Origin of the sequence: Actinomadura luzonensis, from assembly GCF_022664455.2 — a bacterium.
GTDB classification, from domain to species: Bacteria; Actinomycetota; Actinomycetes; order Streptosporangiales; family Streptosporangiaceae; genus Nonomuraea; species Nonomuraea luzonensis.
This window is the reverse complement of record NZ_JAKRKC020000001.1, coordinates 4508109-4534536: the sequence shown is the minus strand read 5'-3', so window position 1 is coordinate 4534536 and position 26428 is coordinate 4508109. Positions and strand designations below refer to the sequence as shown.

The following is a 26428-nucleotide window of genomic DNA, read 5'->3' as shown; positions in this document are numbered from 1 at the left end:
CGTGGGCCGCCGCCGTCCGGGAGGGGGCTCTCGGGGGAACCGTCCCTCCGGCGGTGGGCGCCGGGGGGACGGATGGAGCTATTTCACGAAATTCCGGAGATCTGCGGGAACGATCCCACTACGCTGCTGCCCTGCAATGACGAGGGGGAGTGGCACGACCGTGTGGATGGCCATCGCAGTCACAGTGCCGGCCGCCGTGGTGGTGGCGACGGTGGTCTGGTGGCTCCGGCGCGACCGGACCGGCGCGGACGCCGGCGACGGGTTCGCGGCCGGCCCGCCGGAGGGGCGGGACCTGGGGCTCGGGCTGGCGCCCGAGGCCGAGGCCGCGTTCCTGGAGGGGCTGAGCGCCTACCACGACGCGGGCGGGGCGCTGCGGGCGGACTGGGAACGCGGCGTGCTGACGGCCGCCGAGCCGTCGCGGCCGATCCCGCTGCCGCTGCTCGCCGGCGAGTTCGCGGCCCTGGGGGACGCCGCGCTGCACGACCCGCAGAGCGCGGTCGCCGGCCTGCTGGGCGCGATCACCGCCGAGCGACCGGAGTCGCCGCACCAGCCGCCCCAGGCCGGCGATCCGGCCGAGGAGCCGCGTGCGGCCCAGGCGGAAGAGCCGCCCCCGGGTGCGGACCCGGCCCCGGCGATCGAGTCGTCCTCGGACGGGGAGACGTCGTCGGAGGAGGGGCCGGTTGGGGCAGGCGGGCCGCCCTCCGGCGAAGAGCCGGTCGCGGACGGGGAGTCGGTCACGGACGGGGAGTTGGTTTCGGGTGGGGAGGCGGTCGGGGTTGGGGTGGCGCGGGAGGGGGCGGGCGCGGCCGGTGGCGGCTGAGCCTGGCGTGGGCGTCGCCGGTCGTTGACTTCGCGCGGCCGGAAGTGCGGTTACTCATGCGCCTGCCACCCCCACGCCGGATGATGGGTCCATCCGCATCCGGCCGCCGCGAGGGGAGCCCGACGTGCACGAGGACCGAGCGACCGCGTCAGGCGGGCCCCGGGGGAGGGGCTGGAGCAGGGAGGCGTGGATCGCGTTCGGCACGATCGTCGCCGCCCTGATCACCGGGGTGGTGACCCTCCTGACCCAGACGGGACGCCCCGGCCCGAATCCGGCCCCCACGACGCCGTCAGCGGCAGGTGGAGCGGGGGGCGCGAACGGCGTGGACCGGCTGGTCGGCTCCTGGCAGGGCTCGGCGCGCGACGGCGAAGGGGCCCGCTTCCTGGTCGACCTCGACGTCCGGCCCGGCTGCGACCTCGGCCGGTGGTGCGGCTACATCGCCGTCTCGCACGTCCCCTGCCACGGCCGCATCTACCTGCAGAAGGTCGTCGGCGACCAGTACGAGTTCCGCGTCGCCGACTTCGACGCCACGAGCGACCGCAAGGTGTGCCGGCCGGGCGCGGGCGAGCTGTTCCGGCCGCAGCCCGACGGCGGCCTGGCGTACCGGACGAGCTACGACCAGGCCATCCACACCACGCTGCGCAGGAAGTGAGCGGCGGGGCCCGGGTCAGCCGCCGCCCTCGGCGCGGCCCTCGCGCCAGTACCCCATGAACGCCACCGCCCGCCGGTCCATCCCCCGCTCGCCCACGAGGTGCCGGCGCAGCGTCTTGATCACGCCGGCCTCGCCCGCCAGCCACGCGTACAGCGGGTCGGCGGCCTCCTCCTGGGGCACCTCCCACAGCTCCTCGGCGTCCACGTCCACCTCCCGCAAGGTGGCCGCGCCCGCGCCGGGGGCGTTGAACAGCCGCCCGGCGGCGGCCCGCACGGCGGGGACGAGCTGTCCGCCGCGCTCGCGGCCGTTCCTGGCCAGCCATCCGACGCGCACCGAGCACGAGGTCTCGACGGGCAGGACGTCGTCGTCGCAGGGCACCTCCATCAGCGCCTCCCCGGCGACCCCGGCGGGCAGGCGCTCCAGGACGGAGCAGATGGCGGGCACGGCCGTCTCGTCCCCGGCGAGCAGCACGGTGGTGCTGCCGGACGGCAGCCGGAACTCCAGCCCGCCGTGCACCCCGTCGTGCCGGGCGTCGGGGCCGAAGAGCACGGCCTCGTCGCCGGGCCGCACGCGCTCGGCCCACTGGGCGGCCGGGCCGCCGTCGGGGTGCATGACGATGTCCACGTCCACCTCGCAGGCGTGGGCGCGGGCCTGGCGCACGGTGTAGGTGCGCATCGGGTTGCGCTTGTCGTCGCCGAGCGCCCGCCACTGGGTGTACCAGTCCGGCCCGGACGGCAGGTGCGCCAGCCCGCAGCCGGGCAGCGGCAGGATCAGCTTGATGCGCTGGTCGTAGCCGTTGTCGGCGAAATGGCAGAGATCGTCCCCGGTGAACGTCACCCGCAGGAACGACGGGCTCAGCCGCTGCAGCCGGTCTACCTGGACGTGGAACATGTGAAACGGCTGGTTCATCCCGACCTCTCCAACGATATTAGGTGAGCCTAACCTAAACGATCGAGGGGCGAACGGCCAACGCGCCCGGCAGCGGCGGCCGCCCGCCGGGCCTCGCGTCCGCCTGGCCGGGTTCGATAGCGTTTTCAGTGAGGTCGCACCTCCTGAGCCTTTCGCGTGAGGAGCCCGGCTTGTCGTCCTTGATGTTGTCCGCCGCGGGCGTCTGTCTCCTGCTCGACACCGGCGGTCCCGGCCTGCCCCGCGTCCGCCACTTCGGCGCCGCCCTCGGCGCCGCGGGCGCGGAGGACGCCGACCTGGCTCCCGTGCTGGCCTCCCTGGCGGCCGCGCCGCCGCTGCTGCCCGCTCAGGGCGACGGCTGGTACGGCCGGCCGGGCCTGGCCGGGTCCAGGGACGGCGAGCACTGGCCGGTGCGCTGGAGCCTGGACCGCGTGGACGCCGACGCGCGCCCCGGCGCGGGCGGCACGGCGACGATCGCCGCCTCCGACGCCCGGGCCGGCCTGGCGCTGGTGAGCGAGCTGGGCATGGACGCGGGCGGCCTGGTGACGCTGCGGCACACGATCACGAACACCGCCGCGTCCCCGTACCGGTTGGCGAGCCTGGAGTGCGCGCTGCCGGTCCCGGCCCGGGCCGCCGAGCTGCTGGACTTCACCGGCCGCTGGGCGCTGGAGAAGGTGCCGCAGCGCCGCGCGTTCGGCCACGGCGTGTGGTCCAGGGAGAGCCGGCGCGGCCGGACCGGGCACGACGCCACCGGCCTGCTGGTGGCCGGCACCCCGGGGTTCGGGTTCCGGGCCGGCGAGGTGTGGGCGGTGCACGCCGGGTGGAGCGGCGACCACGTCCACCACGCCGAGCGCGTCCCCGAGGGCGTGGCGCTGCTGGCCGCGGGCGAGCTGCCCGAGCCCGGCGAGATCGTCCTGCGGCAGGGGGAGAGCTACCGCACGCCGGTGGTGTACTTCACCTGGTCCGGCGACGGGCTGGACACCGCCAGCGCCCGCCTGCACGAGCACCTGCGGGCCGCCCGGCCGCTGCCGGTCCGGCCCGTCACGCTCAACAACTGGGAGGCCACCTACTTCGACCACGGCCTCGACCGGCTGCTGGAGCTGGCCGACCGGGCCGCGGCCGCCGGGATCGAGCGGTTCGTGCTGGACGACGGCTGGTTCCGCCACCGCCGCCACGACCGGGCCGGCCTCGGCGACTGGTACGTCGACGAGGGCGTCTGGCCCGGCGGCCTGCACCCGCTGGCCGAGCACGTCCGCAAGCACGGCATGCAGTTCGGCCTGTGGTTCGAGCCGGAGATGGTCAACCCGGACTCCGACCTGGCCCGCGCCCACCCCGACTGGGTGCTCGGCCACGCCGGGCGGCTGCCGCCGCCGCAGCGCAACCAGCAGACGCTCGACCTGGCCCGCCCCGAGGTGTACGCGTACCTGCTGGAGCGCATCGACGCCCTGGTCACCGAGTACGAGCTCGACTACATCAAGTGGGACCACAACCGCGACATCGCCGAGCCCGTCCACGACGGGGTGCCCGGCGTGCACGCGCAGACCCTCGCCACCTACCGGCTGCTGGACGAGCTGCGCGCCCGCCACCCCGCGCTGGAGATCGAGTCGTGCTCGTCCGGCGGCGCCCGCGTCGACCACGGCATCCTGGCCCGCACCGACCGCGTGTGGACCTCCGACAGCAACGACGCGCTCGACCGGCAGTCCATCCAGCGCTGGACCGGGCTGCTGGTGCCGCCGGAGCGGATGGGCGCGCACGTCGGCGCGCCGCGCGACCACGTCACCGGCCGGTCGCTGCCGCTGGCCTTCCGCGCCGGCACCGCCCTGTTCGGCCACATGGGCGTGGAGTGGGACCTGACCTCGGCGAGCGAGGCGGAGCTTGAGGAACTGGCCGAGTGGATCGCGCTGCACAAGCGGCTGCGGCCGGTGCTGCACGCCGGCCGGGTGGTCCACGCCGACCACCCGGACCCGTCGGCGCTGCTGCACGGCGTGGTGACGCCCGAGCGGGCGGTGTACGGGTACGTGCAGCTCGCCTCCCGGACGGAGTCCGCGCCCGCGCCGCTGCGGCTGCCCGGCCTGGACCCCGCCGCGCGCTACGAGGTGCGGGTGGCCGGGCCCGCGCCCGCCGCGGCGGCGATGCCGGGCTGGACGGCCGGGCCGGTACGGCTGCCGGGCGCGGTCCTGGCGGAGCTGGGACTGCCCGCCCCGGCGCTGCGGCCCGCGTCGGTGCTGGTCATCGAGGTGGCCCGGGCCTGAACCTGGACAGCTCGCCGTCCGGCACGAGCCCATTCCGGATTGTGGGGTGTGGGCCATCTCCCCGTCACGCGGTGATCGCGCCTTAATGCCGCCGCAACCCCGGCGGCCGTGGTCAGGTAACACGGCGTCCGCAGACTGGAGCCATGAGTGACGCACGCAAGGTCATCACCGTACGCACCGGACACCTGCGCTCGTGGCGGTGGGAGCTCGCCGAGCTGGCCGTCCTGTTCGTGGCCGTCGGGCTGGCGCACCTGATCGCGACGCTGCTGGGTCACGAGGAGCCGGGCCCGATCGTGCTCGTCGGCCTCGGCCTGGCCCTGATCCTCGGGACGGCCGCGCACCGGCGGCTCGGGCACCGGCGGGCCACCGGGCGGAACGGGCGGAACGGGCGGAGCGGGCGGAGCGGGCGGCAGGCCGCGGCGCCGGACGGCGGGGGAGCGGGCGGGCCGATGGCGTTGTGGCGCATCCGCATGCGGGTCGTGGAGCGGCCCGGCCGCCTGGCGGCCGTCGCGGCCGCGTTCGGGCGGCTCGGCTGCAACATCCTGGCGCTGCACATCGCGCCCACCGGCAGCAGCGCGATCACGCCCGCCGGCTGTGACGCGCTGGACGAGTTCGTCATCGAGGCGCCGAGGGGCCTGCCGCTCGGCGTGCTCGCCGCCGCGCTGGCCGGGGCGGGCGGGCACGACGTGGTGATCGTGCCCGCGCAGGTCAAGGACCTCACCGACCCGGGCGTGCAGGCTCTGGTGCTGGCGCAGCGGGTCGCCGCCGATCCCGACCGGCTGCCGGAGGCCCTGGGCGAGCTGCTGCGCGTCACGGAGGTCGAGTGGCGCCGGCCCGGCGACACCGTGGACGAGGGCGCCGAGCTGAACACCACCATGGTCGTCTCGGTCAACCCGGACCGGGCGCTGCTGATCAGGCGGCCGGGGCTGCCGTTCACCCCGACCGAGGCGGCCCGGGCGGCCGCGCTGACCTCCGCCGCCCGCCAGGCCCGCTACAGCGACACGCCCTGAGCCTGGTCCGGCGGCGCGCTTCGAGCCCGTTACAGCGGCTCGCCGTGGGCCGGGCTGTACGGGTAGGGCGCGGGGAAGCCGCCGGGGGAGGGGGCGGGGGCGGGCCGCCAGGAGGCCCAGTCGATGCGGACGCGCTCGGGCCGCTCCCGGTCCACCCGGACCGGCAGCACGGCGCCCGGCGCGAGGACGCCGAACGGGATGCGCGGCAGCGTCTGCCGGTGCCGGACGCGGTACACCTCGCCGTCCTGGCCCCGTACGGCGAGGGTGAAACTGGCCACAGGCCGCTCGTTGACCGACATGCCGGTGTCGGCCACCGCCTCCACGACCGCCCGCGTGGGAATGCCGGTGGCCAGCAGCCTCCGCCCGTTGCGCGCGGCGACGAGGAACGGCGCCCAGACGCCGGCCGTGACGAGCAGCGTGCCGCCCGCGATCGCCGCCGCCATCCAGATTCCCGTGCTCACTGTCCTACCCCGTTTCTCGTGCTTTCCAGACCTTCCTTGGCATTTCTAGGCATACGCGTTTGCACGCCACTTGATCATCGCTTGCGAGCCACCGGCCCCCAGGTGAGAGGGTGTCGGCAGGAACGAATGCAGACACGGCCAAAAGCCCGGTAGCCTTCCTGTCGATTCACGACAAACCACCCACCCTCGGGAGCACACCTTGACCGCTCACGGCGACGCCGGCCGGCTCCGCATGGAGGAACTCCTGCGGGCGCAGGAGGAGACCGTCCTCAAGCGCTGGATCGATACCGCGGGAGCCACCGTCGGCGGCCGGGCCGACCGCGCCGTCCTGGCCGGGCGGCTGCGCGAGATATACCAGGCCCTTCTGCAGTCCATCAGCGAGGGTGGGGACGCCAGTGACCTCCGCGGCCAGCTCGCCGACCTGTCCCGGCACCAGGCCAGGGAGGGCTTCACCCCGTCGGAGACCGCCGTCGTGGTCTTCAGCCTCAAGGAGGCGGTGTACGGGCTGATCGAGTCCGAGGAGGACTTCGAGGCCCTGCGCGGCTACATCTGGCTGTCGCGGTACATCGACGACCTCGGCCTGTTCACGTTCGAGACCTTCGTCAGCGCCCGCGAGAGGATCATCAACGACCAGGCCGAGCAGCTGCTGGAGCTGTCCACGCCGGTCGTCAAGCTGTGGGACGGCATCCTCGCGGTGCCGCTGGTGGGCACCCTCGACTCCGCCCGTACGCAGGTGGTGATGGAGAAGCTGCTCCAGGGCCTGGTGGAGACGGGCTCCGAGCACGCGGTGATCGACATCACCGGCGTGCCGGCCGTCGACACCCAGGTGGCCCAGCACCTGCTCAAGGCGGTGGTGGCCGCGCGGCTCATGGGCGCCGAGTGCGTGATCTCCGGCATCCGCCCGCAGATCGCGCACACCATCGTCACCCTCGGCATCGAGTTCGGCGACATCGTCACCAAGGCCTCCCTCGCCGACGCCCTGGCCTACGCGCTGCGGCAGAGCGGCGTGCAGATCTCGCAGGGGCCCGACCGGCACGTCGTCGTGGGGCTGGAGCGGTCCTGATGGAACGTGTCCCCGTACTCAAGCTCGGCGATCTGCTCATCGTCTCCATCCAGATCGACCTGCAGGACCAGAGCGTGCTGATGCTGCAGGAGGACCTGGCGGACGCGATCGTGGAGAGCGCCGCCCGCGGCGTGATCATCGACATCACCGCCGTGGAGATCGTCGACTCCTTCATCGGCCGGATGCTCTCGACCATCGCGTCGATCTCGCGCATGCTGGACGCCGAGACCATCGTCGTGGGCATGCGTCCCGCGGTCGCGATCACACTCGTCGAGCTCGGCCTCTCGCTCGGCGGCGTGCGGACCGCGCTCAACCTTGAGAAGGGTGTTGCGATGCTCAAGGATCGCAGCGGGATCGGCGCGGCAGCGGTGCCGGAGTGAGCTCCCTCATCGAGCTCGCCATCGCGGGCAACAGCGACGTGGTCATCGTGCGGCAGCAGGTGCGCAACAGCGCCCAGCAGGTCGGCCTGTCGCTGGTGGACCAGACCAAGCTGGTGACCGCGGCGAGCGAGCTCGCCCGCAACGCCCTCATGTACGCGGGCGGCGGCAAGGTGCGGATCGAGGTCGTCAGCAACGGCGTCCGCGACGGCCTGCGCCTGGACTTCACCGACGAGGGGCCCGGGATCCCCGACCTGGACCTGGCCCTCACCGACGGCTGGAGCACCGGCGGCGGCCTCGGCCTCGGGCTGAGCGGCTCCCGCCGCCTGGTGGACGAGTTCGACCTGGAGTCCAAGCCGGGCGAGGGCACCCGGGTGACGGTGACCAAGTGGGCCCGATGATCCGCTCGCGGGACGAGTCATGGGTCCGCATCGAGGACGCCAGCGCGATCGGGGCGGCCCGCCGGGCCGCCACGTCGCTGGCCGAGGCGTGCGGCTTCGACGAGCACGACCGCGGCAGGGTGGCCGTCGCCGTCAGCGAGGCGGCCTCCAACCTGGTCAAGCACGCCGTCGAGGGCTCGATGCTGATCCGCACCCATCCCGAGGCGGACGACGCCGTCGAGGTGATCGCCCTGGACAAGGGGCCGGGCATCCGCGACCTGACCCGCGCCGTGCGCGACGGGTACTCCACGGCGGGCACGCTCGGCATCGGTCTCGGCGGCATCACCAGGATGGCCTCGGCCCACGAGGTCTACTCGCTGCCCGGCCGCGGCACCGTGGTGAGCATGTCCTTCACGGCGGCCGGCACGGCGCCGCCCGCCTCGCGCATGAGCGGGGTGACCCGTCCCATCGGGGAGGAGATCGTCTCCGGCGACGCCTACGCCTACGTCGAGGACGGCGACACGGCCACCGGCCTGCTGTGCGACGGCCTCGGCCACGGCCCGGCCGCGGCCACCGCCTCCCGGCGCGCGGTGGAGGTCTTCCAGGACCTGTCCGACCTGCCCGTGCTGCAGCTCCTGGAGCGCCTGCACCGCGCGCTGGCCGGCACCAGGGGCGGCGCGGTGGCCGTGGCCCGGCTCGACCGCGCCGGCGGCGTGGTCCGCTACGCCGGGCTCGGCAACGTCTCCGGCTGGATCGTGCACGCCGAGGGCCGGCAGGGCATGATCTCCGTCCCCGGCATCGCCGGGCACCAGCGCAGCCGGCTGCGCGAGTACGAGTACGCCGTGCCGCCGCACAGCATGCTCGTCCTGCACTCCGACGGGCTCACCGAGCGCTGGGACGTCGCCGCGTTCCCCGGCCTGGCCGCGCGCTCCCCGGCCGTCGTGGCCGCGACCCTGCTGCGCGACGCCGGCACCCGCAGGGACGACGCCACCGTGCTCGCCATGAAGGCCGCGACGTGAGGGCGGCGGCGTGAGGGCGGCGCAGCTCACCACGGTCACGGTGAGCGGCGACCAGGACGTCTTCACCATGCGCCAGGTCGGCCGCGAGGTCGCGGCCGCGCTCGGCATGTCCGAGCAGGACCAGATCCGGGTCGCCACCGCGCTCAGCGAGCTGGGCCGCGAGTTCGTCATCGAGCGCGAGGCCGGCATGCTGGTCGCCTTCGTCCTCGACCTCACCGACCTGGTGGTGGAGGTGAGCTTCCCCGGCGAGGCCGGCGGCCACGACTCCGCCGGCGTGAGCATGGCCAGGCGGCTCATGGACGTCGTCGACAGCGCCCGCCCCGGCCTGGTGGTCATGCGCAAGCGGCTGCCCCCCGGCGCGTCCGCGCTGTCGATCGCGCAGGTCCGCGCCAAGGTCAACGCCCTGTCGCCGGCCGGCGCCCTGGACGAGCTGCGCCAGCAGAACCACGAGCTGGCCTCCACCCTGGAGGCGGTCCGCCAGCTCAACGCCGAGCTGGAGGAGACCAACCAGGGCGTCATGGCGCTGTACAACCAGCTCTCGGCGGAGCTGGAGGAGACCAACCGCGGCGTCGTCGCCCTCTACGCCGAGCTGGACGAGAAGTCGATGCAGCTGCGCGAGGCCAGCGACGCCAAGAACCGCTTCTGGGCCACCGTCAGCCACGAGCTGCGCACGCCGCTGAACTCCATCATCGGCCTGGTCCGGCTGCTGACCGGGCCCGGCGGCGAGCCGCTGGCCGAGGAGCAGGCGCGCCAGATCGAGCTGATCGGCTCCTCGGCCGAGACGCTCCTCGCGCTGGTCAGCGAGCTGCTCGACATCGGCAAGGCCGAGTCGGGCCGGCTCGACCCGCAGCTCACCTCCGTCGACCTGGTCACCCTGACCGAGCGGCTGCGCATGACGATGAGCCCGGCCCAGAGCACCGACCGGGTCACGCTGAGCGTGCGCGTGCCGCCGCCGCCGTTCACCATGCTCGCCGACGAGGCGATGCTCACCAGGATCCTGCGCAACCTGCTGGCCAACAGCCTGAAGTTCACCCAGGAGGGCGAGGTGGTGCTGGAGGCGGCCCACGACGCCGCGGCCAGCGAGACGGTCTTCACCGTGACCGACACCGGGATCGGCATCCCGGCCGAGCACCTGGAGCGCGTCTTCGAGGAGTTCTACCAGGTGCCGGGGCCGGCGCAGACCCGGGCCAAGGGCACCGGGCTCGGCCTGCCGTACGCGCGGCGGCTGGCCCAGGCCATGGGCGGCACGCTGACGCTGGCCAGCACGGTCGGCGAGGGCACCACGGCGGTGCTGCGGCTGCCGCACGAGCCGTACGACGTCCCCGTGGTGCAGCGCATCCTCGTCGCCGACGACGACGAGAACTTCCGCGCCGGCGTGCGCCGCATGCTCACCGGGTTCGCCGCGCACATCGACGAGGCCCCCGACGGGGCCGCCGCGCTGGCCGCGATGGCGGCGGCGCGGCCCGACCTCGCCCTGCTGGACCTGATGATGCCCGGCCTGGACGGCACCGCGGTGCTGCAGCGCATGGCCGGCGACGAGCGGCTGCGCGACGTGCCGGTGATCGTCGTCACGCTGGCCGAGGCGCACCGCCAGATCGAGCGGGCCGCGGCCGTGCTCGGCAAGCAGGGGCTGCGCAGGGACGTGCTGCTCAACACGATCCGGCAGGCGCTGGGGGCCCGCCATGAGTGACACCACCCCGTCGGCGGCCACGATCCTCGTCGTGGACGACACCCCGACGAAGCTGTACATCCTGTCGAGCTGGCTGCGCCGCGCCGGGTACGCGGTGGTGGAGGCCACCGCCGGTCTGGAGGCGCTGCGGCGCATCGCGGAGCTGCACCCCGACCTGGTGGTGCTCGACGTGCGGCTGCCGGACATCTCCGGCTACGAGGTGTGCGAGCGGATCAAGAACGACCCGGCCACCTCCTCGATCCCGGTCATCCAGATCTCCGGCGCGGCCATCACCGCCGCCGACCGGGCGCTCGGCCTGCACCGCGGCGCCGACGGCTACCTGGCCGAGCCCATCGAGCCGGACGAGTTCGTCGCCACCGTCGAGGCGGCCCTGCGCTACCACCGCGCCCGGCAGCGGGCCGAGCGCCTCGCGGGCCGGCTCGGCGCGCTCACCGACCTCACGCTGGCGATGAACGCCGCCCAGACCTTCGACGAGCTGCTGTCCACCGCCGTCTCGGGCACCAGCCGCATCCTGGGCCGCACGGCCGGCGTGGTGGCCCTCGCGCCCGACGGCCGGACCCGCCGGCTGACCGCCGTGCCGCCGGACGGCACCGTCACCGTCCGCAGCTCGCCGCCCGGCGCCCTGGAGACGCTGGGCGGGCGCGCCCTCGGGCAGAAGGCCGGCATCGAGTTCCTCGACGTCCCGTACGACTACTGGACGTCGGTGGCGCCGGACACGCCCTCGCGCCGCGACATCGTGGCCGTCGTGGCGCGCACCAAGCGCGACCGGCCGCCCATCCTGCTCGGCCTGGAGCCCGAACCCGAGCTCGACCAGGACGAGCTGAGCATCATGCGGCAGATCGGCCAGGCCGTGGCGCTGGCGGTGGAGGCGCTGCGCGCCTACGCCGAGGAGCACGCGATCGCGCTCACCCTGCAGCGCAGCCTGCTGCCCTCCCGCGTGCCGCAGGTGCCCGGGCTCGACATCGTCTGGCGCTACCAGCCGGCCGTGGACAACGTCGAGGTGGGCGGCGACTTCTACGAGGTGCTGGAGCTCGGCGACCAGGTGCTGGTGGCGGTCGGCGACGTCCAGGGGCACTCGCTGCTGGCCGCGACCGTGATGGCCGAGCTGCGGCACGCGCTGCGCGCCTCGCTCATCGGCAAGGTGGAGCTGGACCAGTCGTTGTCGCTGCTCAACGACGTGCTGCGGCGCTACCATCCGCGGATGACGGCGACCGTGTGCCTGACGCTGCTCGACCCGGCGACCGGCGAGGCGCAGATCGCCAACGCCGGCCACATCCCGCCGCTGCTGCTCGGCGGCGACGGCACGGCCCGCTACCACGAGCACTTCGGCAACCTGCTGCTGGGCGTCGCCGAGGAGGTCTACCGGATCGACCGGGTGGTGGTGCCGCCGGGCGGGTCGGTGCTGATGTTCACCGACGGGCTCGTCGAGGACCGCGACAAGTACCTGGACGACAGCCTGGAGATCGCCCGCCGCACCGCCGAGGGCATCGGCGACGACATGGACGAGGCGGCCGGCCGGCTCATCGACACCTTCGGGGCGCGCGAGGACGACGTCGCCCTGGTGATCGTCCGCCGCCACCGCGCGCCCGGCGGCTCTCAGCGCTCGATGAGCGTGACCTCCAGCGAGTAGAGCGAGGCGCGGTAGACGTGGGAGCCGTGCTCGACGGCGCGGCCCTGGTCGTCGTAGGTGGTGCGGACCATGGTGAGCAGCGGCGCGCCGCGGCGCTCGGCCAGCAGCTTCGCCTCCACCTGGGTGGCCGCCCGCGCCCCGATGCGCTGGTTGGCCACCCGCATGCGCACGCCCGCGCCGCGCAGCAGCTCGTACAGGCCGCGCCGGCGCAGGTCGCCGGCGTCGAGCTGGGCCAGGCCGAGCGGCAGCCAGTTGTGCAGCAGGGCCAGCGGCTCGCCCGCCGCGAAGCGCAGCCGCTCCAGGTAGAGGATCTGCGCGCCGGGCTCGACGCCGAGGACGGCCGCGACGTCCTCCTCGGCCGGGCGCGGCTCCAGCGCCAGCACCTGGGTGGCCGGCTCCTGGCCGGCGCGGCGCAGGTCGTCGTACAGGCTCGTCAGCTCGACCGAGCGTTTGACCTGGCCGTGCACCACCTGCGTGCCGACGCCGCGCTTGCGCACCAGCAGGCCCTTGTCCACGAGATACTGGATGGCCTGGCGGATCGTCGGCCTGGACAGGCCGAGCCGGTCGGCCAGCAGGATCTCGTTGTCCAGCCGCGAGCCGGGGGCCAGGTCGCCCCGGCGGATGGCCTCGGCGATCTGCTCGGCCACCTGGAAGTAGAGCGGCACGGGGCTGGATCGATCCAGGTCGATCGCCAGGTTGGAGGTCATGCTGATCAGCTTAACCGAGGTCAGAATGTCCTGACAAACGGCGCGGCCCTGCCGCGTCCGCCGCCACCCGGCCCGCTAGGCTGGAGCGCGATGGATGCCACACAGATGGACGCGACCCAGCTCCTCGACACCGCCGCCGAGGCGGCCAGGGCCGTCGGGCCCCGGCTGCGCAAGGCGTTCCGGTCCCGGCCCGAGATCGACACCAAGCGCGACTTCCACGACCCCGTCACCGAGCACGACCGCGCCGCCGAGGAGACGATCCGCGCCGTCCTCGAGGCGCGCGCCCCCGGCAGCGCCGTCGTCGGCGAGGAGGGCGGCCCCACCGGCTCCGGCGACCTCGTCTGGTACGTCGACCCGATCGACGGCACCGCCAACTTCGCCGCCGGCCTGCCGTTCTTCTGCGTCTCCATCGCCGCCGCCGTCGGCGGCGAGCTGGTGGCGGGCGTGGTCTACGACCCGGTGCGCGAGGACGAGTTCACCGCGAGCACCGAAGGCGCCTGGTGCAACGGCTCCCCGATCCGCGCCCGGGGCGCCGCCCGCGACCGCGAGGCCGTGCTGCTGTGCTCCTACCCGCAGCCCATCGACCTCGACACCGAGGGCGAGCCGGCGCTGCTGCGCTACGGCCGCTTGCTGAGCTCCTTCTCCACCATCCGGCGGCCGGGCAGCGCGGCGCTCCAGCTCGCGCACGTCGCGGCCGGCTGGTCGGACGCCACCTACGGCACCTGGTCGCACCCCTGGGACGTGGCCGCCGGGGCGCTGCTGGTGCGCCGGGCGGGCGGCGTCTACCTGGGCGACCCGCTCGCGAAGGGCGACTACCTCGCGCACGTCGGCGGCTTCGACCTGGCCGGGTCGGCCCTCGCCGAGGTGGCGGGGCACCTCCGCCGCGACCCCTCCTGAGGCCCGGCGGCTCAGCCGGGGCCCGCGAACGCGACGCCCTTGATCATGACCCCGACGACACGGCCCGCGCGGCCGCGATCCGCTCGGCGGTCTCGTGCGGCGGGTAGCCCAGTGTGAGGCCGCGCACCGACAGCGGGGCCTCGGCGAAGCGGGCCTCGGCGTCGTCGGCGAGCACGTAGCGCACGGCGGGGGAGTGGCGGCGGTGCGCGTCGAGCGCCGCCGCCTCCGGCTCGGCCAGCCCGGGCGGCAGCGCCTCCAGGTAGTCGGCGATCAGCGAGTCCAGGTCGAACAGGTGGGCGTAGCGCTCGGCGGTGCCCGCCACCACCCGCACCAGCTCGCCCGCCAGCTCCGCGCGGTAGACCAGGCCGGTGCCGCCGCTCATCGCGAACCAGCGCAGCGCCTCCTCCACCGGCAGCGTGAACGCCCCGTACGGCTTGCGCCCGTACAGCAGGGCCTCGGCGATCCACCGGTCGCACCACAGCTCGTCGCGGTAGGGCACCGGCGCGGCCGGGTCGGCCGTCAGGCCCTGCGCCAGGACCGGGTTCCAGGCCGACACCATGGGGCTGCTGAAGCGCGGCATGCGCGGGCCGCGCCAGTGGCTGAGCACGTAGCCGTACCAGACGGTGACGACCTCCACCCGCCGCTCGGGCAGGGGACGCTGGTAGGTGCCGTTCATGATGTGGCCGCCCTCGGGGTGACGCCAGGGGCCCGGGGGGATGCCCGCGCCTGTGGGGACCGGGGGAGTCCGGTAGTCGGGATGCAGGATCCACGTGTCCGCCACGGTCGGGCCCTTCGCGAGTCGGCGTATGCGGGCGATGCGGGAGCACCGGAGTGGCCATCGTGCAACACCGGTCATCGCGTGGCAACAGCGCGGCCGCAAACGCTGACGTTCGTCATCGGCGCCGGTGGGCGGACCCCGCCGTCAGCCGTGGGCGCGGGAGGCGCCCGCCCGGCGGATGTGGTCGATCATGACGCGTTCCGCGGCGTCGGCGTCGCCGGACTCCAGGGCCGCCAGGACGGCCTCGTGCGCGTCGAGCTGTTCCCGCACCCGCGAGGCGTCCAGCCACAGCGACGCCTCGGCCGGCACGGGGATGCTGGTGCGCACGGCCCGCGCGTGCGCGCCGAGGAACGCGGGCCCGCCGATGTCGACGATGCGCAGGTGGAAACGGGCGCTCTGGTCGCCGAGCCGGTCGTGGCGGCCCGCGGTGGCGTCGGCGGCCATGGCGGCGTGCAGCTCGCGCAGCTCGGCCAGCTCCGCCGGGGTGATCCGGGCCGCGGCCAGCCGCGCGCCCAGGCCCTCGACGACCGCCCGCAGCCCGTAGTACTCGGCGAGCGCCTCCTCGCCGAGGTCCACGACCGTCGCCCCGTGGTGCGCCTCGTAGCTGATCAGCCGGTCCTTCTCCAGCCTGCGCAGCGCCTCGCGCACCGGAGTGACGGACACGCCGAGCCGCTTGGCCACCTCGCCGGCCCGCAGCGCGGTGCCGCCGGGGATGCGCGCGTGGCGGATGTCGTCCAGCAGCACGCTGTAGACGTAGTCGGCCTTGCTCATGGGGGGCCGCGGCTCGGTGGCTGACATGTCGCTAAGTGTCCCTCATATCCGCTTCCGGGTTGACCTATGACTTATTTCTTATAAGTTACATAACCATGACGAGCCTCGCCGACCTGCGGGTCATCGACGCGGCGACCCTGTTCGCCGGCCCCTCCGCCGCGATGATGCTGGGCGACTTCGGCGCCGACGTGATCAAGATCGAGCACCCTCGGCGCGGCGACCCCTCCCGGGGCCACGGCGCCTCCGTCGGCGGCGTCGGCCTGTGGTGGAAGACGCTCTCGCGCAACAAGCGCACCGCCGCCGTCGATCTGTCCCACGCCGACGGCCAGGAGATCCTGCGCCGCCTGTGCGAGCGGTCCGACGTGCTGATCGAGAACTTCCGCCCCGGCACCCTCGAACGCTGGAACCTCGCCCCCGAGGACCTGCTGAAGCTCAACCCGAGGCTCGTCGTGGCCAGGATGACCGGCTTCGGGCAGAGCGGCCCCCTGGCCCACCGGCCGGGGTTCGGGACGCTGGCCGAGGCCATGAGCGGCTTCGCGGCCATGACCGGCCAGCCCGACGGCCCGCCCACCCTGCCGCCGCTGGCGCTCGCCGACGGCATCGCCGGCCTCGCCATGGCGTACGCCGTCATGGTGGCCCTGCACGCCCGCGAGAGCACCGGCCGCGGCCAGGTGATCGACCTGGCCATCATCGAGCCGATCATGCACCTGCTCGGCCCGCAGATGACCGCCTACAAGGCCCTCGGCGTCGTGGCCGAGCGCACCGGCAACCGCTCCAGCAGCAACGCCCCCCGCAACACCTACCGCACCCGCGACGGCCGCTGGCTCGCCATCTCCACCAGCGCCCAGCCCATCGCCGAGCGCGTGCTCACCCTCGTCGGCCGGGCCGACCTGGTCGAGCAGCCGTGGTTCGGCACCGGGCACGGCCGCGTCCAGCACGTGGACGAGCTCGACGAGGCCGTCGCCTCCTGGATCGCCGAGCGCGACGCCGCCGAGGTCATCGCCCGCTTCGAGGAGGCCCAGGCCGCCGTCGCGCCCATCTACGACGTCACCGACATCGCCGCGGACCCCCAGTACGCCGCGCTCGGCTCGTTCGTCGAACTGCCCGACGAGGAGCTCGGCTCGGTCACCATGCAGAACGTGCTGTTCCGCCTGTCCGACACCCCCGGCGGCATCCACTGGGCCGGGCGCCCGCTCGGCCACGACACCGACGAGGTGCTGGACGAGCTGGGCTACCCGGGCGAGCGGGTCGCGGACCTGCGCGCGGCGGGGGTGATCGCGTGAACGCCGGCCTGCCGCCGGTGACCTGGCTGTACGTCCCCGGCGACCGGCCCGAGCGGTTCGCCAAGGCGGCCGCGTCCGGGGCCGACGTCGTCATCGTCGACCTGGAGGACGCGGTCGCGTCGGCCCGCAAGGACGAGGCCCGCGCCAACGCCGTCGCCTACCTGCGCGAGCGTCCCGCGGGCGGCCCCGCCGTGCACGTCCGGGTCAACGATCTCGCCGGCGACCGCGGCCGGGCCGACCTGGAGGCGGTCGGCGACCTCGCGGACGCGGTGCGGCTGCCCAAGGTCGAGGACCCCGCCGTGCTCGACGGCCTGCCGGACGGGCGGGCGTACGCGCTGCTGGAGTCGGCGGCCGGCCTCGTCCGCGCCGAGGCGATCGCCGCGCACCCCGCCGTGGCCGGGATCGCGCTGGGCGAGCAGGACCTCGCCGCCGAGCTGTCGATCACCGCCGAGGCCGCGCTCGACCACCTGCGGCTGCGGGCCGTGCTGGCCGCCGCGGCGGCCGGCCTGCCGCCGGTGCCCATGTCCGTGTACCCCGACGTCAGGGACGAGGCCGGGCTCGACGCCTCCTGCCGCGCCGGGCGCGCGCTCGGCCTGTTCGGGCGGACCGCCATCCACCCCCGCCAGATCCCGGTGATCAGGCGGGCGTTCCGGCCCGGGGAGCAGGAGACGGCGAGGGCTCTTGAGGTCGTCGCGGCGGCGGAGCGGGCCGAGCGGGAGGGAATCGGCGCGGTCGCGCTGCCCGACGGCCGCTTCGTGGACGCACCCGTCGTGGCCCGGGCCCGCCGCACGCTCGCCCTGGCCCGCCACCTCGCCCCCTGATCCGGCCGGCGCCCCGGCTCAGGCGGGGCGGGGGCCGGACCACCAGCGGGCCGACAGCTCCTCCTCCGTGGGCGGCGCGCCGGGCAGGTCGCGGCGGGCCGGGGGCATCCGCAGCGCGTCCATCAGCAGCGTCAGGTAGCGGTGGCGCAGCTCGGCGACGCGCCGCTCGTCGCCCAGCCTGATGGAGGCGACCTGCTCCAGCAGCAGCGCGATGTCGGCAGTGGTCACGTCCGGGCGCAGCACGCCCGCCTCGACCGTGCGGCGGTGGATCTCGGTGGCCAGCGCCCCGGCCCGCCGCGCGTCGCGGCCCAGCTCCTCGGTCGGCTGGAACGTGCCCGCCAGCCGGATCGTCAGCGAGTTGGTGTCGGCGTCCACGATGCCGCGCAGGTAGCCGGCGAACGCCTCCCACGGGTCGCCCTCCTCGGCCAGCGCCCGCTCGGTCACCTCGATGTACAGCTTCAGCCCGTCGCCGCACAGCTTCTGCAGCAGGGCCTCCTTACTGGGGTAACGGCGGTAGAGTGCGCTGATCCCGACCCCCGCCTTCTCGGCCACGGCCGCGATGGGGGCGCCGGGATCGGCGGTGAAGACCGCCCGCGCCGCCTGGAGGATGAGCTCGTCGTTGCGGGCGGCCTGCGCCTTGCGGCCGCTCATGGGTGCGCTGGTCATACCTCAGAGTATAAGGAACGAAGGGTTCCGTTCTGCAAGTGTGATCGGCGTGGCGCATGTCCCTCCGTCCCGGCAGGCTAACTGGATCGACGCCAAGGGCACGGTGCTGCGCACCGACGCGGTTTCCACTGACTTGAACCAGGGCGAATGGACGCCGGTCAAGGTCACCGCGACCGCCCCGCCGAACGCGGTGATCGCCCAGATCCGCTTCGTCATCGCCGGGACGCCGTCCACCGCGACCGTGCTCTATCTGGACCAGGTGCGGCTGGTCGAGGGGTCCGCTGATGTCACCGCTCCTGCTCGCACCGTAACTTTCACCCACGACCTCAACCACCGGGTGACCAGTGCCGAAGACGCCGTCGGCCACGACACCGTCACCGAGTACGACCTGGACGGTCTGATCACGGGCCAGACTGATCAAGAGGGGAACAAGGTCCTCTTCACCCTCGACCAGCGCGGCGATCAGGTCGAAGCGAAGGTCCCCCACTCCGAGACCGACGGGCAGGTCAAGTACACGGTCTCACAATTCGTCTTCGACCAGGTCGGCAACAAGATCAAGGCGATCAGCCCGCGGGGCGTGGACACGACGGACGACCCGACGGACTTCCTTCAGGAGATCAAGTACGACAAGCTCAACCGGCCGATCGAGGAGATCTACCCCTTCGACAAGGACGATCCGGTCTACAACCAGCCCGAGAGCGTGCGGTACGCCTACGACGCGGTTTCGCGGCTGACGGAGATCTCCCACCCACCTTCGCACGGCCAGACGGTTCGCAACGTGTCCAGGATGACCTACTGGGACAACGGCTGGTCCAAGACCACCACCGACCCGTGGGACATCAAGACCACCTACGACTACAACGAGCTCGGCCTGCAGACCAACCGCACCGTCACCAGCGCGGGCGGCTCCTCCCAGCGGGCCCTGGGCCGGGACTACTACCCCGACGGCAAAGTCAAGACCCACTCCGACGACGGCGTCCCCCTCGGCCTCGACGTCGTCATGAACGACAACTCCGACACCGGGCAGGTCACCGTCACGGGATCCTGGACGGCTACCTCGGGCAGCATCCCGTCGTCGGACGTCGTCGGCCCGCAGACGACGCCCACCGGCGGATTCGTCGGCTACGACTATGCCATCGCCTCCGTCGGCACTGGCGCGGGCAGCTTCTCCTGGAACCTGACCATTCCTGCGGACGGGATCTACAAGGTCCAGGTCAACTACCCGTCCGGTGCCACCGCGACCAACGCCAAGTACACCGTCAAGCACGATGGCAGCTCATCGAGGAGGACAGTTACAACAGGTTGAATGCGTAGAGGCTGTGGGGTCGTGACAGTTCGTCGTCTGCGCGGTACGACGGGGTCATGCGATATGGCCAGCATGGTGGGTACACGCCCGCCGAGCAGGAGCGCCGGGAGCGGTTGCGGCTGGGCGCGGCCGAGGAGTTCGCGGCCGGGCACAGCACCAGGGAGATCGCCCGGGAGTTACGGGTGCACGAGCGGACGGTGGCCAAATGGCGCCGGGCCTGGACACAGGGTGGGCGGGAGGCGCTGCGGTCGCGCGGGCCGGTCTCGCAGGAGAAGCTGTCGGCCGGCCAATGGGCACGGCTGGAGGCCGAACTGAAGCGCGGGCCGCTCGCGCACGGCTTCACCGAGGATCAGTACTGGACGCTGAGCCGGGTCAAGACGATGATCGGGCGGCTGTTCCACATCGGCTACACGGTCGAGGGGGTGTGGCGGCTGCTGCGCCGGCACGACTGGTCCTGCCAGGTGCCGTCCCGACAAGCCGTTGAGCGGGATGAGGAGGCCATCGCGGGGTGGAAGGCCGAGGTGTGGCCACAGGTAAAAGAACCGCTGCGGACCTGGGCGCCGCCATCTGCTTCGAGGACGAGAGCGGGCAAGGGCTGAGACCGCCCAAGGGCCGCACCTGGGCGCCGCGCGGCGCCCGGCCCGTGGTGCGCGTGCGTGGCCGGGGCAGTGGCCGGGTCAACATCGCCGGGGTGCTGTGCTTCCCGCCCGCCGGGCGGGAAGCACAGCTTCCCGCCCGGCGGGCGGCAACCGCACCTGCTGTGTCGGCTGCACGTCTACCGTGGGCGGCGAGGTGAGCCGAAGGCGTTCGGCTGGCGGGATTACCGCGACCTGATCACCGCCGCCCATCAGCAGCTCGGCATCCCGCTGGTGTGGTGCTGGGACAACTTGAACGTGCACCTGGCCGCCGAGCTGGCCGACTTCGCCACCGATAACAAGGACTGGCTGCGCATCTACCGGATGCCTGCCTATGCGCCCGAGCTGAACCCGGCCGAAGGGGTGTGGTCGCTGCTCAAGCGGCCAATGCCGTTTAGATAGAGGATGATCATGGTCCTCGCTGGGTGGCCGAGGGGGTGGGCAACAGCGCGACGGTCGGTGGACCCGCGTACCGGATCCCCTTGTCCGATGGGCGGCGTTCACGGTAGCTGCTGCGGCGTGAGCGTTTGACGGCTCGTGGATAGGAGCGGTGTCGGCGGCGCGGGTTGACGTTGCGTCGGTGCGCGACCTGGTGGAGAGCCCGGGTCCAGGAGGCGTCGGGCGGCTCAGGGGGAAAGGCCGCGCGGTCGGTGACCGAGCGGCGCACGATGCGGACGGTGCCCAGGAACTTGATCCGGTCGGGGTCGAGCCCGGCCGTGGTGGCGGCGGTGCAGATCAGCGTGCATAACGCCCAGTGGGTGAGCAGGTAGGCCCAGATCTCCTGATAGGCCGGCTCGGGGGTGCGGGAGCGGAGGATCCGGCCCGGCCCGCGCAGGTGTGTCTTGAGCTGATCGATACCGGTCTCGGCCTCCCAGCGGTCGTGGTAGCAACGGGCCAGTTCCTCGGCGGTGACCTCGGCCGGGTCGAGGATGCTGGTGATCAGCCGGATGTGCTCGCCCTTGCGGTCGGGCACGGTGTAGTCGACCACCCGGACGATCACCGCGTGCTCGGGATCGAGGTCGCGGCCCTGACGGGCGGCCGCGCGCAGCCGGTCCTTCTGCGATTGGCGCAGACCGGCGGGTTTGGTGATGACGGCGAGCCAGGACCCGTCGGCCAGATCGCGAAGCCAGTATGGGCGCAACCCGGCCTGGACCCGCCACAGCAGATGCGCGCCACTGTGACGGGCCTCGTTCCAGGCGGGGAAGCTATAGAAGCCGCGGTCGGCGGTGAGCAGCATCTCCTCGGTTAGCCGCCGATACAGGGAGAAGGCGAGCGTCTGCTCGCCGGCCCAGCAGCCCGCCACATCGGCGGCCACGATGGCGTGGCTGGCGCACTCGCTGATGGCGACTACCCGGGCCTGTGGGAAGGCGGTCTCGTACCCGCCCGCGCTGTCGCGGCCGAACTCGGCGACGTTGGCCTCGGTGTCGGGCAGGTCCAGGACGAACCCGTCGATCGCCATCACCCGCTGGCCGTGCAACCATGCGCCCGGCGTCGACTCGGTTGCAGCAGGCCGCGCGACCTGCTGGAACACCTCTTTGACCGGCTCGGTTCCCAGGCGCTGGCGGGCTTGGGTGATCGCCCCGCGGGTCGGCGCCTGCCAGCGCGCCCCCGGCACCAGGGCCAGCATGCCCGTCAGCTTCTCGGCTACCTCCTCGTAGTCGTCGTCTGGGTAGAGGCACAACGCGATCAGCAGGTAGACGACCACATGCGCGGGAAGCTTACGCACACGACGCTCCCGGCATCCGTGCGTGGCGATCACCGCATCCAGGACCTGGCGGGGGACCAACGACGTCAGCGCACCGACCGCGACCAGATCCGTCAACCGCCCCGAATCACCCGCGTCACCCGACAAGATCACCGAGCGAAGGTACCAGCAAGATCGCTATCTAAACGGCATTGGCTCAAGCGGCAGGGCCGTTGCGTTCTCATGTGATGAAACCGAGTAGCTGAAGAGCGTCGGCGGGGTGGCTGCGGTAGTGGTCGGTGGCGGCGGCGATGTTGGTCCAGCCGATCAGGCGGGCCAGGCCGATGGCGAGGTTGCGGAGGCCGGCCATGATGCGGGGTGCGGTGCCGGTGCGGATGCGGGAGGCGTCTTCGCGGTAGGTGACGTCGCGGATGTGGTGCAGGGCTTCGATGCTCCAGTGGCCGCGGATGAGTGCGGCGAGTTGGGCGTGGGTGATCCGGCCTGGTGGCAGGTCGGTGATGGCGTAGATGGTGACGATGGTGGTTTTGCCGGTGCGGTGGTCGGTGCGGCGGCGTTTGATCTGGATCGCCTGGGCGGCGTGCGGGAAGGGCAGGTGGGGGCGGGTGGTGCAGATCTTCATGCGGCGAATCTCGCGGCGGCCGTGCGCGGTCTCGTCGGTGCGGTCGTTGAGGATGGCTCGCGCCAGGGCAGGGCCTTGAGCCGGTGCAGGAGCGTGGGCTGGTTGCCCTTGACGATGAACAGGTAGTGGCCGCCGGCGGCGATGACGTGCCGGGCGTGTTCCTGCTGGGTGTGCAGGGCGTCGGCGGTGACCACCACGCCGGTCAGGTCCAGGTGGGACAGCAGGGGTGTGAAGGCGGGGATCTCGTTGCTCTTGGCCTCGACCTGCCGTTGGGCGACGACGGTCTGGGTGTCGTGGCGGGTGGCGGCCAGTAGATGGATGACACCGTCCGGGGTACGGCTGCCACGCAGGGTCTTGCCGTCCACGGCCAGGCCGGACAGCGCCGTCCGGGCCGGGAGTTGGATGTCGGTGGTGGGCGGGCCGCAGTCGGCGAGTGTGGCCAGGTAGGTGCAGGTCGCCGTGTCGAAGGCGTCGCCGTCCAGCCGGGCGAGCAGCCGTCCTAGGGTGCTGGCGGCCAGGCGCACGGTGCCGGGCAGGCCGGCCCGGGCGCGCAGGTCGGGGTCGTATCCGGTGATGAATCGGGCGATCTTGGTCAGGGAGGTTGCGCCGCCGAGCACGGCGAGCAGGGATATCGCCAGCAGCGGGCCGAGCCGGTAGCGGCGGCCTCGTCGGCTGCGCGGGTCCGGGATGGCGTCCAGGAGCTCGGCGAGTGTGGGCAGGTCAGCCGGTGGGTCGGTGATGGTGACGTGCTCCAGGTGGCGGGTGAGCACGTCGATCGGGGATGATGGCACGCGAACGCGGCCCCTGTTCTTGATCGACTGGCGTAGACACCCAACGATCTTCAGGGGTCGCGTTTGCCGTCTGCCCGCCGGGGTGCCCTCAACCGCCCGGCTTCATCGAGCCCGTGCATGTCTCGTCAGACGAGAACGCTTCGGCCCTGGCTCAAGCGCCAATGCCGTTTAGATAGCGATCTTGCTGGTACCTTCGCTCGGTGATCTTGTCGGGTGACGCGGGTGATTCGGGGCGGTTGACGGATCTGGTCGCGGTCGGTGCGCTGACGTCGTTGGTCCCCCGCCAGGTCCTGGATGCGGTGATCGCCACGCACGGATGCCGGGAGCGCCAGTGCAGTGCAGCGGGTACAAGGCTGGCTCACAGGCTGCCGTTGGGCGCGTCTGCCAGCTCACCCATGCACGACGCCAACAGCGCACGGGTACTCGATGAGCGTCGCACAGTGACGCACGCTCGCCAATCGTAAGCGCTGGTAAAGGCGCTTTCTCACTTCACCAAGTCCATGATGATCGCACTGGCGGATCGCGTTGTGCCTCTACCCAGACGACGACTACGAGGAGGTAGCCGAGAAGCTGACGGGCATGCTGGCCCTGGTGCCGGGGGCGCGCTGGCAGGCGCCGACCCGCGGGGCGATCACCCAAGCCCGCCAGCGCCTGGGAACCGAGCCGGTCAAAGAGGTGTTCCAGCAGGTCGCGCGGCCTGCTGCAACCGAGTCGACGCCGGGCGCATGGTTGCACGGCCAGCGGGTGATGGCGATCGACGGGTTCGTCCCGAACTCGTGGACCGAAAGGGTGACGGTCATGGTGGTGATCAGGTGGTGGTGGTGTGGCGGTGTGCCTGCAGACGAGGCTCTGCTGATCCCAGGTAGCCGTAAGGTGATGTAACGGAGGTACCGGTGGCGGTGAAGGTGGTGGTGGTGGTGGTGTGTGGTGCGGCATGGTGGTGGTTCGGCATGCAAGAGAGGTGAGGTGTGATCCAGAAGTGCGGTGCAGGTGCGGGTGCGGATGCGAGACCGGGGCAATAAAAGTGTGGAAAACTAGCCGAGTGAAAAGCAAAGGTCGCGTCGAACGTGAAACCGAGGTAACGGTCGGCAGGTCATCCAGGGTGATGACGAGGGGACCGTCGTCCTGGACCTGCCCGACACCGAGGCCAACGTCGCCGAGTTCGGCCGCGACAGCGCGGGCGGGTACGAGACCGCCTTCCCACAGGCCCGGGTAGTCGCCATCAGCGAGTGCGCCAGCCACGCCATCGTGGCCGCCGATGTGGCGGGCTGCTGGGCCGGCGAGCAGACGCTCGCCTTCTCCCTGTATCGGCGGCTAACCGAGGAGATGCTGCTCACCGCCGACCGCGGCTTCTATAGCTTCCCCGCCTGGAACGAGGCCCGTCACAGTGGCGCGCATCTGCTGTGGCGGGTCCAGGCCGGGTTGCGCCCATACTGGCTTCGCGATCTGGCCGACGGGTCCTGGCTCGCCGTCATCACCAAACCCGCCGGTCTGCGCCAATCGCAGAAGGACCGGCTGCGCGCGGCCGCCCGTCAGGGCCGCGACCTCGATCCCGAGCACGCGGTGATCGTCCGGGTGGTCGACTACACCGTGCCCGACCGCAAGGGCGAGCACATCCGGCTGATCACCAGCATCCTCGACCCGGCCGAGGTCACCGCCGAGGAACTGGCCCGTTGCTACCACGACCGCTGGGAGGCCGAGACCGGTATCGATCAGCTCAAGACACACCTGCGCGGGCCGGGCCGGATCCTCCGCTCCCGCACCCCCGAGCCGGCCTATCAGGAGATCTGGGCCTACCTGCTCACCCACTGGGCGTTATGCACGCTGATCTGCACCGCCGCCACCACGGCCGGGCTCGACCCCGACCGGATCAAGTTCCTGGGCACCGTCCGCATCGTGCGCCGCTCGGTCACCGACCGCGCGGCCTTTCCCCCTGAGCCGCCCGACGCCTCCTGGACCCGGGCTCTCCACCAGGTCGCGCACCGACGCAACGTCAACCCGCGCCGCCGACACCGCTCCTATCCACGAGCCGTCAAACGCTCACGCCGCAGCAGCTACCGTGAACGCCGCCCATCGGACAAGGGGATCCGGTACGCGGGTCCACCGACCGTCGCGCTGTTGCCCACCCCCTCGGCCACCCAGCGAGGACCATGATCATCCTCTATCTAAACGGCATTGGGCTCAAGCGCGCCGTCGCCAACTTCTACGCCCCCGATGTTGATGCCTTGGTCCGCATCGTCAAACGCAAGCTGAAGAAGATCCAGTACCGGCCCCATCTGCTCACCGGATGCCTGGCCGGGACCGGCCTGACGATCGAGCCGAGGTGATGCCGTCACCTGCCTCTACGCATTCAACCTGTGTACTCAGGGTGGGGAGGGCTCTTCGGGCGGAATTCCGAAAAACACAGTGACGCCGCATCAGCAGGGCGCAATGCAGCGCATGATTGTGTCAGGTCTGACGAAAAGCGGTAGCGGATGCAGGACCTTGCATGACAGTGAGTTCGAAGGGCCGAGGGCCCTGATCGAGTCGGACCAGAGTGTCAGGCGTTCTTGGTGATCACTTCGTACAGCTCGTCGCCAGAGGGAATCGGCTGATCAGAGGAAAAATCCACGACCCATAGAGCCACTTGCTTGAGCGGTATATACGTGGCGAAACTCTCCGTCTGAATCACGGCAATCAGACGTTCACCTCTGCGCCAAACGGCATGCAGCCATCCGCCGATGCCGTGAACGCCAAGTTTTGCGGGAGGACCCAAGGTTTTCTGTACGAGCCACCGCCCATCTCGCCATGCCTGACTGTACTCTTCGCCATCTCCGGTCATGTCGACCTGCCATCCTGACTCTGCTTCGCGAAGCTCTCGAAAGAACCGGAAGTCCGGGTCGGTTGGATCGTTGTCGGCTAGATAGCAAAGGGCGGAAGGAATGTGAAAACTCAAAATTCTACCAGAATCGGGATCCGGTACGGCATAGATAGTTCTATCGCCTAGCCTGATTCGTCCATCCAGATCCTCGAAGAGCCTTTTGGAGAGAGGGTCTGTCGAGCCCCATTCCACGCCTTTGGTGTGGAAAAAGGTGTCAACTTCTTCCACGTTCCACTCTAGGTCGGCGAGTTGGAGTGCAAGGTCGAGGATCGATTGATCTAGCCGCATAACTGCTATTGACATGTGGAAATAATAGCAGCAAAGGCGGG

Annotated in this window: 29 protein-coding genes; 19 read left to right on the top strand and 10 right to left on the bottom strand. The window is 72.1% G+C overall.

Annotation, left to right across the window (positions count from 1 at the left end):
* The first annotated feature begins 166 nt into the window (after window positions 1–166).
* The gene (locus MF672_RS21690) at window positions 167–820 is read left to right on the top strand and encodes a hypothetical protein (RefSeq protein ID WP_242379546.1); all 654 of its coding nucleotides are present in this window, start codon (window positions 167–169) and stop codon (window positions 818–820) included.
* Between the two features lie 124 nt (window positions 821–944).
* Entirely contained in the window at window positions 945–1472 is a 528-nt protein-coding gene (locus tag MF672_RS21685; RefSeq protein WP_242379544.1) for a hypothetical protein, read from the top strand.
* A gap of 15 nt (window positions 1473–1487) precedes the next feature.
* Here the strand turns inward: MF672_RS21685 and MF672_RS21680 are convergent, their stop codons facing one another.
* On the bottom strand, window positions 1488–2381 hold the full coding sequence (locus MF672_RS21680) for a siderophore-interacting protein (RefSeq protein ID WP_242379542.1): 894 nt from the start codon (window positions 2379–2381) through the stop codon (window positions 1488–1490).
* Window positions 2382–2563: 182 nt separating this feature from the next.
* Between MF672_RS21680 and MF672_RS21675 the strand changes: the two genes are divergently transcribed.
* On the top strand, window positions 2564–4630 hold the full coding sequence (locus MF672_RS21675; RefSeq protein WP_242379617.1) for an alpha-galactosidase: 2067 nt from the start codon (window positions 2564–2566) through the stop codon (window positions 4628–4630).
* Between the two features lie 143 nt (window positions 4631–4773).
* Window positions 4774–5640: an ACT domain-containing protein gene (locus MF672_RS21670; protein ID WP_242379540.1), complete on the top strand. Its 867-nt coding sequence runs from the start codon at window positions 4774–4776 to the stop codon at window positions 5638–5640.
* A gap of 29 nt (window positions 5641–5669) precedes the next feature.
* Here the strand turns inward: MF672_RS21670 and MF672_RS21665 are convergent, their stop codons facing one another.
* Window positions 5670–6101 (bottom strand): DUF3592 domain-containing protein, encoded by a 432-nt coding sequence (locus tag MF672_RS21665; protein ID WP_242379538.1) that lies wholly within the window; start codon window positions 6099–6101, stop codon window positions 5670–5672.
* Between the two features lie 199 nt (window positions 6102–6300).
* Between MF672_RS21665 and MF672_RS21660 the strand changes: the two genes are divergently transcribed.
* The 6 genes from MF672_RS21660 to MF672_RS21635 are packed head-to-tail and all read left to right on the top strand — an operon-like array spanning window position 6301 to window position 12260.
* A complete protein-coding gene (locus MF672_RS21660) occupies window positions 6301–7164 on the top strand; it encodes an STAS domain-containing protein (RefSeq protein ID WP_308210509.1) in 864 nt (287 codons plus the stop codon).
* Window positions 7164–7544 carry an STAS domain-containing protein gene (locus MF672_RS21655; RefSeq protein ID WP_242379536.1) on the top strand — a complete coding sequence of 127 codons (381 nt, stop codon included), beginning with the start codon at window positions 7164–7166 and terminating at the stop codon, window positions 7542–7544. The genes MF672_RS21660 and MF672_RS21655 overlap by 1 nt, the downstream gene beginning before the upstream one ends.
* A complete protein-coding gene (locus tag MF672_RS21650; RefSeq protein ID WP_242379535.1) occupies window positions 7541–7942 on the top strand; it encodes an anti-sigma regulatory factor in 402 nt (133 codons plus the stop codon). Before MF672_RS21655 ends, MF672_RS21650 begins: the two co-directional genes overlap by 4 nt.
* On the top strand, window positions 7939–8940 hold the full coding sequence (locus MF672_RS21645; RefSeq protein ID WP_242379534.1) for an ATP-binding protein: 1002 nt from the start codon (window positions 7939–7941) through the stop codon (window positions 8938–8940). Before MF672_RS21650 ends, MF672_RS21645 begins: the two co-directional genes overlap by 4 nt.
* Before the next feature lie 10 nt (window positions 8941–8950).
* A complete protein-coding gene (locus MF672_RS21640; protein WP_242379532.1) occupies window positions 8951–10630 on the top strand; it encodes an ATP-binding response regulator in 1680 nt (559 codons plus the stop codon).
* A complete protein-coding gene (locus MF672_RS21635; protein ID WP_242379531.1) occupies window positions 10623–12260 on the top strand; it encodes a fused response regulator/phosphatase in 1638 nt (545 codons plus the stop codon). Before MF672_RS21640 ends, MF672_RS21635 begins: the two co-directional genes overlap by 8 nt.
* Here MF672_RS21635 and MF672_RS21630 read toward each other — a convergent pair.
* Complete coding sequence (locus MF672_RS21630) at window positions 12227–12967, bottom strand: GntR family transcriptional regulator (RefSeq protein WP_242379529.1); 741 nt, start codon at window positions 12965–12967, stop codon at window positions 12227–12229. The two genes, MF672_RS21635 and MF672_RS21630, sit on opposite strands and share 34 nt — an antisense overlap.
* Window positions 12968–13057: 90 nt before the next feature.
* Here MF672_RS21630 and MF672_RS21625 point away from each other — a divergent pair, with 90 nt between their 5' ends.
* Window positions 13058–13864 carry an inositol monophosphatase family protein gene (locus tag MF672_RS21625; protein ID WP_242379527.1) on the top strand — a complete coding sequence of 269 codons (807 nt, stop codon included), beginning with the start codon at window positions 13058–13060 and terminating at the stop codon, window positions 13862–13864.
* A 43-nt stretch (window positions 13865–13907) separates the two neighbouring features.
* Here MF672_RS21625 and MF672_RS21620 read toward each other — a convergent pair whose 3' ends face one another.
* Window positions 13908–14645, bottom strand: a complete 738-nt coding sequence (locus tag MF672_RS21620) for a hypothetical protein (RefSeq protein ID WP_242379525.1) — start codon at window positions 14643–14645, stop codon at window positions 13908–13910.
* A gap of 141 nt (window positions 14646–14786) precedes the next feature.
* Window positions 14787–15440 (bottom strand): GntR family transcriptional regulator, encoded by a 654-nt coding sequence (locus MF672_RS21615; protein WP_242379523.1) that lies wholly within the window; start codon window positions 15438–15440, stop codon window positions 14787–14789.
* A 68-nt stretch (window positions 15441–15508) separates the two neighbouring features.
* On the opposite strand from MF672_RS21615, the gene MF672_RS21610 reads away from it, so the two are divergent.
* Window positions 15509–16696 (top strand): CaiB/BaiF CoA transferase family protein, encoded by a 1188-nt coding sequence (locus MF672_RS21610; protein ID WP_242379521.1) that lies wholly within the window; start codon window positions 15509–15511, stop codon window positions 16694–16696.
* The gene (locus tag MF672_RS21605) at window positions 16693–17517 is read left to right on the top strand and encodes an HpcH/HpaI aldolase/citrate lyase family protein (protein ID WP_242379518.1); all 825 of its coding nucleotides are present in this window, start codon (window positions 16693–16695) and stop codon (window positions 17515–17517) included. The genes MF672_RS21610 and MF672_RS21605 overlap by 4 nt, the downstream gene beginning before the upstream one ends.
* Before the next feature lie 18 nt (window positions 17518–17535).
* On the opposite strand, the gene MF672_RS21600 is transcribed toward MF672_RS21605, so the two are convergent.
* Window positions 17536–18183 (bottom strand): TetR/AcrR family transcriptional regulator, encoded by a 648-nt coding sequence (locus tag MF672_RS21600; RefSeq protein ID WP_242379517.1) that lies wholly within the window; start codon window positions 18181–18183, stop codon window positions 17536–17538.
* A 49-nt stretch (window positions 18184–18232) separates the two neighbouring features.
* Between MF672_RS21600 and MF672_RS21595 the strand changes: the two genes are divergently transcribed.
* From MF672_RS21595 to MF672_RS21585, 3 genes are read left to right on the top strand one after another with little or no spacing between them, the layout of a single operon-like run.
* Window positions 18233–19489, top strand: a complete 1257-nt coding sequence (locus MF672_RS21595; protein WP_247815373.1) for a golvesin C-terminal-like domain-containing protein — start codon at window positions 18233–18235, stop codon at window positions 19487–19489.
* Window positions 19490–19545: 56 nt separating this feature from the next.
* A complete protein-coding gene (locus tag MF672_RS21590; RefSeq protein ID WP_242379515.1) occupies window positions 19546–20088 on the top strand; it encodes a winged helix-turn-helix domain-containing protein in 543 nt (180 codons plus the stop codon).
* Between the two features lie 57 nt (window positions 20089–20145).
* Window positions 20146–20526 carry a transposase gene (locus tag MF672_RS21585; protein WP_242379514.1) on the top strand — a complete coding sequence of 127 codons (381 nt, stop codon included), beginning with the start codon at window positions 20146–20148 and terminating at the stop codon, window positions 20524–20526.
* A 7-nt stretch (window positions 20527–20533) separates the two neighbouring features.
* Here MF672_RS21585 and MF672_RS21580 read toward each other — a convergent pair whose 3' ends face one another.
* The 3 genes from MF672_RS21580 to MF672_RS21570 all read right to left on the bottom strand — a co-directional run bounded on the left by MF672_RS21580 (window position 20534) and on the right by MF672_RS21570 (window position 23239).
* Window positions 20534–21982: an IS4 family transposase gene (locus tag MF672_RS21580; protein ID WP_247815372.1), complete on the bottom strand. Its 1449-nt coding sequence runs from the start codon at window positions 21980–21982 to the stop codon at window positions 20534–20536.
* Between the two features lie 67 nt (window positions 21983–22049).
* On the bottom strand, window positions 22050–22448 hold the full coding sequence (locus MF672_RS21575) for a hypothetical protein (protein WP_247815371.1): 399 nt from the start codon (window positions 22446–22448) through the stop codon (window positions 22050–22052).
* Window positions 22445–23239 carry an ISAs1 family transposase gene (locus MF672_RS21570; protein ID WP_247815370.1) on the bottom strand — a complete coding sequence of 265 codons (795 nt, stop codon included), beginning with the start codon at window positions 23237–23239 and terminating at the stop codon, window positions 22445–22447. Before MF672_RS21570 ends, MF672_RS21575 begins: the two co-directional genes overlap by 4 nt.
* Before the next feature lie 525 nt (window positions 23240–23764).
* Between MF672_RS21570 and MF672_RS21565 the strand changes: the two genes are divergently transcribed.
* The 3 genes from MF672_RS21565 to MF672_RS21555 all read left to right on the top strand — a co-directional run bounded on the left by MF672_RS21565 (window position 23765) and on the right by MF672_RS21555 (window position 25566).
* Window positions 23765–24121, top strand: a complete 357-nt coding sequence (locus MF672_RS21565; RefSeq protein ID WP_302893245.1) for a transposase domain-containing protein — start codon at window positions 23765–23767, stop codon at window positions 24119–24121.
* A 213-nt stretch (window positions 24122–24334) separates the two neighbouring features.
* On the top strand, window positions 24335–25393 hold the full coding sequence (locus MF672_RS21560; protein WP_308210534.1) for an IS4 family transposase: 1059 nt from the start codon (window positions 24335–24337) through the stop codon (window positions 25391–25393).
* A complete protein-coding gene (locus MF672_RS21555) occupies window positions 25390–25566 on the top strand; it encodes a hypothetical protein (protein WP_247815368.1) in 177 nt (58 codons plus the stop codon). The genes MF672_RS21560 and MF672_RS21555 overlap by 4 nt, the downstream gene beginning before the upstream one ends.
* A 212-nt stretch (window positions 25567–25778) precedes the next feature.
* On the opposite strand, the gene MF672_RS21550 is transcribed toward MF672_RS21555, so the two are convergent.
* Window positions 25779–26402, bottom strand: a complete 624-nt coding sequence (locus tag MF672_RS21550) for a hypothetical protein (RefSeq protein ID WP_242384107.1) — start codon at window positions 26400–26402, stop codon at window positions 25779–25781.
* Window positions 26403–26428 lie beyond the last annotated feature (26 nt).